This window comes from Curtobacterium sp. MCBA15_016, from assembly GCF_001865105.1.
In the GTDB taxonomy this organism is placed as follows: domain Bacteria; phylum Actinomycetota; class Actinomycetes; order Actinomycetales; family Microbacteriaceae; genus Curtobacterium.
Map to the genome: position 1 here is coordinate 59,144 of NZ_MJGR01000045.1, position 6,207 is coordinate 65,350.

A 6,207-nucleotide genomic window follows, 5' to 3' on the forward strand; every position below is an offset into this window, starting at 1 on the left:
CGCGGGCGCGTGCTTGACGCCCGCATGACCTCGTCAGCAACGCGCCGTGGGTGGCTCAGCGTCGCATCCGTCGCACTCGGATCGTTCGTCCTCGTCCTGTCCGAGTTCCTCCCGATCGGCCTGCTGCCGGCCATCGCCGCCGACCTCGACGTCGGTGTCGGCACCGCGGGGCTCATGGTCGTCGCGACCGGCCTCGTCGGAGCGGTCGCCGCGCCGGTCGTCACCGTGTGGACGTCCGCGCTCGACCGCCGGGTCGTCCTGGTCGGCCTGACGGTGCTGCTCGTCGTCGCGGACGCGCTCGCAGCGGTGGCGCCCTCGTTCTGGGTACTGCTCGTGGCCCGGATGCTCCTCGGCGTCGGCATCGGCGGCTTCTGGGCGATCGGCGCCGGGATCGCCGGACGCCTCGTCCGCCCCGAGTCCGTGATCCGCGCCACGTCCCTCATCACCGCGGGCGTCTCGGTCGCGACCGTCGTCAGCCTGCCCCTCGGCGCACTCGTGTCGTCCCTCGCCACGTGGCGGCTGGCGTTCGTGATCGGCGGCGTGCTCGGGCTCGTCGCGCTCGGCCTGCAGCTCGCGATGCTCCCGCGGATCCCCGCCCAGCAGCGCGTCCGGTTCGGCACGCTCGTGTCGCTGCTCGGTGTGCGCAGGGCCCGGGTCGGCCTGATCGGTGCCGCGTTCCTCTTCACCGCGCAGTTCGCCGCCTACACCTACATCGCGCCGTACCTGCAGGACCTCGTCGGGGTCGGCGCGGACACCGTGACGATCGCGCTGCTGGTCTTCGGCATCGCGGGCATCGTCGGGAACTTCGTCGCCGGGTTCACGCTCGGCCGGAGCGTCCTCGGCACGATCGGCTCCGCGAAGTTCGTCCTCGCCGGCGCGGTCGTCCTGCTCCCGCTGCTCGCACACTCGGTCGTCGGGGTGTTCGTCCTGCTGGTCGTGTGGGGCCTCGTGTGGGGAGCACTGCCGCTCGGCATGCAGACCTGGATGTCCACGTCGTCGCCCGCGGGGTCGGAGACCGGGCTCGCGTTGTTCGTGACGACGATCCAGCTGGCGATCGCGGCCGGGTCGGTGCTCGGCGGCGCCGCGGTGTCGTCCTTCGGGTTGGCCGTCGACTTCTGGCTCGCCGGCGGGGTCGCGGTCGTCGGGGCGATCGTGCTCGTGACGCTGGGTGCGCGCCGCTCGAGCGCCGCCCCGGCGCAGGTCACCGCTCCCGCGGTCCCCGATCCGGCAGGTGCCACCGCTCCGGCGGAGACGACCGCGACCGGTTCCGTCGCCGTCGCCTGCCCCTGATGGTCCCGACGGACGGCGCCGCCACGGTCAGCCGAGCCGGACGACCCGGTCCGCTCCGGCGATGACCGTCGGGTCGTGCGTGGCGTGCACGACCACGACCCCGGACGCTGCCTCGTCGGCGAGCGCGCGGACCACGAGGCGACCCGACTCGGCGTCCACCCCGGCCGTGGGCTCGTCGACGAGGAGCACCCCCGCCCGCTGCGCGAGTCCGAGCGCGACGAGGGTCCGCTGACGCTGCCCACCGGACAGCTCGTCGAGCGGCCGGTCCGACAGGGAAGCGATCCCCATCCGGTCGAGCTGCTCGTCGACCACGTCGCGGTCGGCACGCACGAGCGGTCGCCACCACGGACGGCCGGACCACCGGCCCATGCGGACCGTGGCACGGACGGTGAGCGGGAGCGCGCTCGGCGGAACCGACTGGGTCACGTAGGCGACGCCGACGGAGGTGCGGCGCGTCACCGCGCCGGCATCCGGCGTCACGACCCCGGCGAGCGCGTCGAGCAGCGTCGACTTTCCGGAGCCGTTCGGCCCGGTCAGCGCTGTGACCGAACCGGCGGGGAAGGTCGCATCGACCCCGTCGAGGACGGTCCGGTCGCCGCGTCGGACGACGAGTCCGGCGACGTCGAGGGTGGCAGCGTCGGTCGTCGTGGGCACCTGAGGACACTATCAGTATCGATAGTCATTTTCATGTAGCGTCTCCGACCGTGACCTGGCTGACCGATCCCCTCTCCGTCGACTTCATGGTCCGTGCCCTCGTGGGCGGCGGACTGGCGGCGGTGCTCTGCGCGGTCGTCGGCACGTGGGTCCTCGTCCGCGGCATGGCCTTCCTCGGCGAAGCGCTGTCGCACGGCATGCTCCCCGGCGTCGCGATCGCCTCGCTGACCGGGTTCCCCGTCGCGCTGGGCGCCGCCGCCAGCGCCGCGGTGATGGTGCTCGGGGTCGGCGCACTCCGCCGTCGGGCCCGGCTCTCGTACGACACGTCGATCGGGCTCCTGTTCGTCGGCATGCTCGCTCTCGGGGTGATCATCGTCTCCTCCTCGAGGTCCTTCGCGACCGACGTCACCGCGATCCTGTTCGGTGACGTCCTCGCCGTCACCCGTGCGGATCTCACCGGCCTGACGATCGCCGTCGCGGTGGCGCTCGGGACCGCGGTGTTCTTCCACCGTCCGTTCACGGCAGCGGCGTTCGACGTCCGGAAGGCCGCGACCCTCGGCCTCCGCCCACGGGCCGCCGAGATCGTGCTGGTCGGGCTCGTCACGCTCGCGGTCGTCGCCTCGTACCGGGCGGTGGGCACGCTGCTCGTCGTCGGACTGCTCCTCGCCCCGGCAGCCGCCGCCCGTGCGTGGACCCGGCACGTCGGCTCGACGATGGTGCTCGCCGCCGGGATCGGCATCGCGGCCGTCCTCGTCGGGCTGCTCGTCTCGTGGCACCTCGGCACCGCCGCGGGAGCGAGCATCGCCGCCGTCGCCGTCGCCGGGGTCGGCCTCTCGCGCACGGCCGCGTCGCTCAGCACCCGGGTCCGCGACCGGACCCCCGGGACAGAACCACCGACAGCAGTACCAGCACCTCGAGAGGCAGCATGACCCACTCCACCCGGCGCGCTCCCACGCGCACCCTGCTCACCACGAGCCTCGTCGTCGGACTCACCGTCGCGACGACGGGCTGCTCGTCGGGCACGGCCCCCGGCGACCCCAGCGCGACCGCCCGGCCACACGGCTTCGTCGAGGGGGCGAGCGAATCCCGGGAACCGCAGCTGCGCCTCCTGGCCGTCTCCGGGACGGGCGAGACCGCGCTGCACGACCTGCTCAGCAGCGAGACGACGGCGCTCGACGACGTCGACGTGCCCACGTACTCCGCCACCGACGGCCGGTTCCTCGTGACGAGCTCCGACAGCCGCACCACGATCGTGGACGGCGGCGCCTGGACGGTCGACCACGGCGACCACACCCACTACTACGCGGCGGAGCCGCGGGTCGTCGGCACGATGGCGGGGGGCGGTCCGGTCGAGGTGCACTCCTCCGAGACGACCACGACGATCACCTGGCCGGAGCGGGACGAGGCGGTCGTCCTCGACCGGGCCGCGCTCGGCCAGGGGACCGTCGAGGAACGGACCCGGATCGACGCACGGGTCCTGCTCCCCGACGGAGACCGCCTCGTCGCCGCGACCGACGACGTCGTCCGGGTACTCGACGCCGACGGCTCGCCGACCGGCACCGAGGCGGCGTGCACCGACCCGGCCGGAGGCATCGTCACCCGGGCCGGCTCGGTCGTCGGCTGTTCCGACGGCGCGGTGGTCGTGGACGACGACGGCGCGACGGCGGTGCCGTTGCCCGACGGCGCCGAACGGCCGACCTCGTTCGCCGCCCGCGCCGGACGACCGACGGTCGCGGGCCTGGCCGGTGACGCCGGCTTCTGGCTGCTCGACAGCCGCGAACACTCGTGGCGCCTGGTGCCGACCGAGCGCCCGCTCCGCGCCGTCGCCGCGGTCGACGACGCCGACGAGCACGTGATCGGCGTCGACGACACCGGGCGGGTGGTGGTGCACACGCTCGCCACCGGAGCGATCGTCGCGACCGACCCGCTCGTCGCCGACGACGCCCCGCCCCTGCTGCAGCTCGACGCGAACCGCGCCTACCTGGCCGACCGCGGGACGGGGACCGTGCACGAGATCGACTTCGCCGACGGCGCGCGGGTCGCCCGGACCATCGACCTCGGCGTGGCCCCGGCCGCGTTCGCGGAGGTCGGACTGTGACGCGGGCACGCACACGGGCCGTCGTCGTCACGGTCCTCGCCGTCGTGGGTGTCGCGTTCGGCGCGAGCGGGTGCACCGCTGCTCCCGGGCAGGACCGGCCACTCGTCGCCGTCACCACGAACATCCTCGGCGACGTCGTCTCGGAGGTCGTCGGCGACGCGGCCGAGGTGATGGTGCTCATGCCCGCCGGAGCGGACCCGCACTCGTTCGAGGTCTCCGCGCAGGAGGCCGCGCGACTCCGCACCGCCGACCTCGTGGTGGAGAACGGGCTGGGCCTCGAGGAGGGCGTGTCCCGGCACGTCCGGGCCGCGGCCGACGACGGCGTCCCGGCCTTCACCGCCGGCGACGCGGTCGACGCCCTGGAGTGGACGACCGAGGACGACAGCGGCCCGGACCCGCACATCTGGACCGACCCCGCACGGATGGTCGACGTCGTCGAGGCGCTCGACGACGACCTCCGCGACGTGGGCGTCCGGGCGACGGGCACCGCGGACTACCTCGACGCCCTGCACGCGCTCGACGGGGAGATGGAGCAGGCCTTCGGCGCGCTCAGCCCCGGGCAGCGGGCCCTCGTGACGAACCACCACGTCTTCGGGTACCTCGCCGACCGGTACGGGTTCCGGGTCGTCGGAGCCGTCATCCCGAGCGGGACGACGCTCGCCTCGCCCAGCGCGGCTGACCTGCGGGACCTTGCCGATGCGATCGAGGGCGCGGGCGTCCCGACCGTCTTCGCCGATGCGTCCCAGCCCGCACGCCTGGCGCAGGTGCTGGCCGACGAGGTCGACGTCCACGTCGAGATCCGCTCCCTCGCCACCGAGTCGCTCACGGCCGACGGACCCGCGTCCACCTACCTCGGGATGATGCGGTCGAACACCGAGGCGATCGTCGACGGACTGTCCGTTCGTAATTGAGAATGAGAATCAGTACAGTGATCTGCATGACGACGACCAAGTCCCTGCGCACCGCGGCCCTGCCTGCCGCCCTGCTCAGCGCGGCCGCCCTTGCCCTCACCGGCTGCGCCGCCGACCCCTCCCCCTCCGAGCCGACGAGCACCGCGACCGAGCGCGCCGACGGCACCCGGATCACGCTCACGTACGACGGCGGCCTCCTCGTGCTCGACGACGATCTGCGCGTCCTGACCGACGACGCCGTCGACGGGTTCACCCGCGTCAACCCGGCAGGTGACGGACGGCACGTGCTCGTCACGGTGCCGAGCGGCTTCCGGGTGCTCGACACCGCGGCCGATCCGGCCCTCACCGACGCGGTCTTCCCCGCCGACACCGGGGGCCACGCGGTCGTCCACGGCGACCGGACGGCGCTCTTCGCCGACGGCACCGGCCAGGTGACGACGTTCGACAACACCGAGCTCGACGGCGCCGAACTGCCCGACACCGAGACGACCGAGTCCGAGGCCGCGCACCACGGCGTCGCGATCGTGCTGGAGGACGGCACGCTGCTCACCACCATCGGCGACGAGGAGTCCCGCAGCGGGGTCCGTGCGCTGGACGCGGACGGGAACGAGACCACCCGCTCCGAGGAGTGCCCGAACGTGCACGGCGAGGGCGCGGTCCAGGGCGACGTCGCGGTCTTCGGGTGCACCGACGGGGCACTCGTGTACGACGACGGCGCGTTCACGAAGCTCGACGCCCCCACCGAGTACGGCCGGACCGGCAACCTGTTCACGACCGACACGTCCTCGATCGCACTCGGCGACTACAACGACGACCCGGACAGCGAGGGGTACCTCCTCCACCAGATCGCCCTGATCGACGCGGCATCCGGTTCCTACCGGGTCGCCGACGTGCCGGACGGCGTCGGCTACACGTTCCGGGACCTCGCCCGTGGTCCCGAGGACGAGGCCGTCGTGCTCGGGGACGACGGCGCGCTGCACACCTTCGACACGACGTCCGGCGAGCTGCTCGACTCCTTCCCGGTGATCGACCCGTGGGAGGGACCGGCCGAGTGGCAGGACGCCCACCCGGCACTGAAGGTCGCCGGCGACGTCGCCTACGTCACCGACCCTGCCGAGCGGCGGGTCCACGCGGTCGACCTCACGACCGGCGAGACCATCGCCTCGAGCGACGTGCTGCCCGGCGTGCCCAACGAGATGGCGATCGCGTAACGACGCGGACCCGACGAACGGACAGGCGGACGGGAGGCGCGGT

The 6,207-nt window shown here is 73.5% G+C and carries 6 protein-coding genes; 5 read left to right on the forward strand and 1 reads right to left on the reverse strand.

The window, feature by feature from the left end; all coding sequences use genetic code 11:
* The first annotated feature begins 24 nt into the window (after window positions 1-24).
* On the forward strand, window positions 25-1,290 hold the full coding sequence (locus BIV03_RS16400; protein ID WP_071296457.1) for an MFS transporter: 1,266 nt from the start codon (window positions 25-27) through the stop codon (window positions 1,288-1,290).
* A gap of 27 nt (window positions 1,291-1,317) precedes the next feature.
* On the opposite strand, the gene aztA is transcribed toward BIV03_RS16400, so the two are convergent.
* The gene (aztA, locus tag BIV03_RS16405) at window positions 1,318-1,944 is read right to left on the reverse strand and encodes a zinc ABC transporter ATP-binding protein AztA (protein WP_071296458.1); all 627 of its coding nucleotides are present in this window, start codon (window positions 1,942-1,944) and stop codon (window positions 1,318-1,320) included.
* A gap of 50 nt (window positions 1,945-1,994) precedes the next feature.
* Here aztA and aztB point away from each other — a divergent pair, with 50 nt between their 5' ends.
* From aztB to aztD, 4 genes are read left to right on the forward strand one after another with little or no spacing between them, the layout of a single operon-like run.
* The gene (gene aztB / locus BIV03_RS16410) at window positions 1,995-2,873 is read left to right on the forward strand and encodes a zinc ABC transporter permease AztB (protein ID WP_071296459.1); all 879 of its coding nucleotides are present in this window, start codon (window positions 1,995-1,997) and stop codon (window positions 2,871-2,873) included.
* Window positions 2,870-4,042: a hypothetical protein gene (locus tag BIV03_RS16415; RefSeq protein WP_071296460.1), complete on the forward strand. Its 1,173-nt coding sequence runs from the start codon at window positions 2,870-2,872 to the stop codon at window positions 4,040-4,042. Before aztB ends, BIV03_RS16415 begins: the two co-directional genes overlap by 4 nt.
* Window positions 4,039-4,953: a metal ABC transporter substrate-binding protein gene (locus BIV03_RS16420; protein WP_083403496.1), complete on the forward strand. Its 915-nt coding sequence runs from the start codon at window positions 4,039-4,041 to the stop codon at window positions 4,951-4,953. The genes BIV03_RS16415 and BIV03_RS16420 overlap by 4 nt, the downstream gene beginning before the upstream one ends.
* Window positions 4,954-4,979: 26 nt before the next feature.
* Window positions 4,980-6,164 (forward strand): zinc metallochaperone AztD, encoded by a 1,185-nt coding sequence (gene aztD / locus BIV03_RS16425; protein ID WP_071296461.1) that lies wholly within the window; start codon window positions 4,980-4,982, stop codon window positions 6,162-6,164.
* Window positions 6,165-6,207 lie beyond the last annotated feature (43 nt).

Excerpts from the sequence above, each read along its gene's own strand:
- BIV03_RS16415 (WP_071296460.1), top strand. The coding sequence starts at position 2,870 with ATGACCCACTCCACCCGGCGCGCTCCCACGCGCACCCTGCTCACCACG.
- BIV03_RS16400 (WP_071296457.1), top strand. The coding sequence starts at position 25 with ATGACCTCGTCAGCAACGCGCCGTGGGTGGCTCAGCGTCGCATCCGTC.
- aztD (WP_071296461.1), top strand. The coding sequence starts at position 4,980 with ATGACGACGACCAAGTCCCTGCGCACCGCGGCCCTGCCTGCCGCCCTG.